Source organism: Streptomyces sp. WAC05292, from assembly GCF_003949955.1.
Taxonomy (GTDB): Bacteria; Actinomycetota; Actinomycetes; order Streptomycetales; family Streptomycetaceae; genus Streptomyces; species Streptomyces globosus.
The window spans coordinates 1-2,535 of record NZ_RPSE01000604.1 but is presented as its reverse complement, the minus strand read 5'-3'; the positions used below and the strand labels follow the sequence as shown (position 1 = coordinate 2,535).

Sequence of the window (2,535 nt, the reverse complement as noted above, 5' to 3'; positions counted from 1 at the left end):
GGGTCGTGCAGGCGGCGGAGGGTCTCCTCGGCCCAGACGCCGGCGGCGGGGTAGTGCAGGACGTCGTGGACGGCGTCGGGGGCGTGCCGTTCGGCCTCTTCCAGCAGGGCCCAGTGGTCGGCGGCCTCGGCGCCGCGGCCGCCGCGGGAGGAGGCGGCGTCGAGGATGGCCCGGAGCAGGACGAGCCGCTTGGAGCGGCGGACGTCGCGGACGAGGCGGCTCCCTTCGGCGGAGGGCTCGGTCGAGGCGAGGGCGCGCAGGGTCGCCGAGGGGACGGTGAGGGTGCTCAGCGGGGCGGTCACGAGGCGGCCGCCCGGGTGGGTGCGGGCGGCTGGGCGGCGGCGCGGCCGGGCGGCGGCGCCGTGCTGCGGCCCGGGCCGGGGCCGGGGCGGGCGGCGCCTTCCTCGGCGGCCCGGTGCAGGGCGGCGGCGATGTGCCGGATGAGGGCCTGGAGGTCGGCGCAGTAGACGGAGGGGTTGCGGAAGCCTTCGCCGGAGCGGTAGCGGTGCGGGTAGTGGCCGCCGCCGCAGACCTCGACGAGCCCGCAGGAGCGGCAGCCGTCGGCGAGGGCGTCGAGGCCGAGCTGCCGGGCGGCGAGGCCGGGGTGGTCGAGCAGGTCGTCGAAGCGGTGGGTGTCCAGGGTCATGCCGGTGGCGGCGGCGCCCTCGTAGGCGGACTTCAGGGAGTCGGCCTGTTCGAGGGTGCCGTCGGTCTCGATCACGGCGGTCGCGGCGGGGGCCAGGCCGAGGGTCTCGGTGGCGGCGGGGAGGCCGAGCAGCAGGGCGATGATCTCCTCGAAGGTGCGGATGCGGGTGCGCAGGGCGTCCGCCTGCCACCAGCGGTCGAAGACGGCGATGAGCCAGTCGGCGTACGGCGTGCGGTGCGGGGCGCTGCCGGGCGGCGGGGTGCTCCAGTTGGCGAGGGGCAGCAGCAGTGCGATGCCGGGCGGGTCGAAGGCGAGCAGGGACTCGTACGTGCCGACCGGGTCGTGGGCGAGGTCGACGACACAGAGGACTCCCGCGTACTGCTCGGGGTGCCGGGCGAGCAGGCGCAGGCCGCGGGCGGCGGCGCCGAACCCGGGCCGGCCGGCGTGGTCGACGCGGCGGGTGTTGTGCTCGGGCAGTCCGCCGTCGAGGCTGACGCCGACGCGGATCCCGGCGGCGGCCAGGGCGGCGAGGCGGCCGCGGGTGAGCAGGGTGCCGTTGGTCTGGACGGTCGCGGTGACGCGGGTCCGCGGGGACGCGGCGCGCAGGGCGGCCCGTACGGCGTCGACGGGTGCGGCCAGTTCGGCGGGGGCGGTGAGCAGGGGTTCGCCTCCGTGCAGGACGAGGTCGACGCGGGTCAGGGCGTGGGCGGCGGCGTGTTCGGCGATGCGCTCGGCGGCGCGGGCGGCGGTCGCGCGGGACATGGCGGCGGGCCGGCCGCGCCAGCTCTGGTCGGCCATCTCGTAGACGTAGCAGTAGGTGCAGGCCAGGTTGCAGCGGCTGCGGGTCTTGAGCACGAACTGCCGTATGGGGTGCGGGCGGTGGCCGGCGGCGCGCAGCGCCGGCACGTCGAGCCGGGCGTACGGCCAGGGGGCGCGGGCCCGGTGCGCGGACAGCGCGGACGGCGCCGCCCGGCTCCCGTCGGCATGGCTCACCGCAGGCACCTCCCTCCCCGGCCGCCGTGCGGTCACCCCGGCGGACGGTTGCATCCCTGCCCTGGGTTCGGCGCGGGCTAACGGCGGAAACGGGACAACTCCGGGTGCGCTGCGTGGTGTTGGGGATGCGGTGCGTGAGCGGGCGCTCAGCTGGCGCCCGAGTCGAAGGCGTTGAGGATCTCGGCGGGGTGGGTGACGCGGTCGACGAGGCCCTCGATGACGCGGGCGAGGACGGGGTGGTCGATGCCGCGGAGGGCGGCGAGGTCGAAGCCGGACAGGTCCGGCAGCCCCGCCGGGCACCGCCGCGCCCCGGCGGGGCGGGCCGGGCCGGCCGGGCCTGCCGAGGTGGTCGAGGCAACCGGGGTGGCCGAAGCGCCCGGGGTGGCCGGGCCTGCCGAGGCAGCCGGGACGGCCGAAGCGCCGGGGGTGACCAGGCCCGCCGTGGCAGCCGCTGTGACCGGGCCCGCCGAGGCAGCCGGGGTGGCCGAAGCGCCCGGGGTGGCCGGGCCTGCCGAGGCAACCGGGATGGCCGGGCCCGCCGAGGCGGCCGAGGCAACCGGGGTGACCGAGGCGGCCGGGCCTGCCGAGGCGGCCGAGGTGACCGAGGTGGCTGGGCCTGCCGAGGCGGCCGAAGCATCCGGAGTGACCGGGCCCGCCGAGACAGCCGAGGTGACCGGCGTGACCGAGGCGGCCGAAGCGCCCGGGGCGGCCGGACCTGCCGAGGCGCCCGGGGTGGCCGGGCCCGCCGAGACAGCCGAGGTGACCGGCGTGACCGAGGCGGCCGAAGCGCCCGGGGTGGCCGGACCTGCCGAGGCGCCCGGTGTGGCCGGGCCCGCCGAGGCAGCCGGGGTGGCCGGGCCTGCCGAGGCGGCCGGGGCGGCCGGGGTGACCGGGGT

The 2,535-nt window shown here is 78.9% G+C and carries 2 protein-coding genes and 2 pseudogenes; 1 reads left to right on the top strand and 3 read right to left on the bottom strand.

The genetic code is table 11. From position 1 onward, the window contains the following. The 3 genes and pseudogenes from EF903_RS31510 to fxsA all read right to left on the bottom strand — a co-directional run. A pseudogene (locus EF903_RS31510) lies at positions 1-302 on the bottom strand (radical SAM protein); the annotation flags it as partial. Beyond that, entirely contained in the window at positions 299-1,639 is a 1,341-nt protein-coding gene (locus EF903_RS31505) for an FxsB family cyclophane-forming radical SAM/SPASM peptide maturase (RefSeq protein ID WP_399422121.1), read from the bottom strand. The gene EF903_RS31505 and the pseudogene EF903_RS31510, both read right to left, overlap by 4 nt. A 146-nt stretch (positions 1,640-1,785) precedes the next feature. Next, positions 1,786-1,917, bottom strand: coding sequence for an FxSxx-COOH cyclophane-containing RiPP peptide (fxsA, locus tag EF903_RS36195; RefSeq protein ID WP_399422123.1), 132 nt, complete (start codon positions 1,915-1,917; stop codon positions 1,786-1,788). A gap of 163 nt (positions 1,918-2,080) precedes the next feature. On the opposite strand from fxsA, the pseudogene EF903_RS35665 reads away from it, so the two are divergent. Beyond that, positions 2,081-2,535, top strand: a pseudogene (locus EF903_RS35665) (hypothetical protein); the annotation flags it as partial.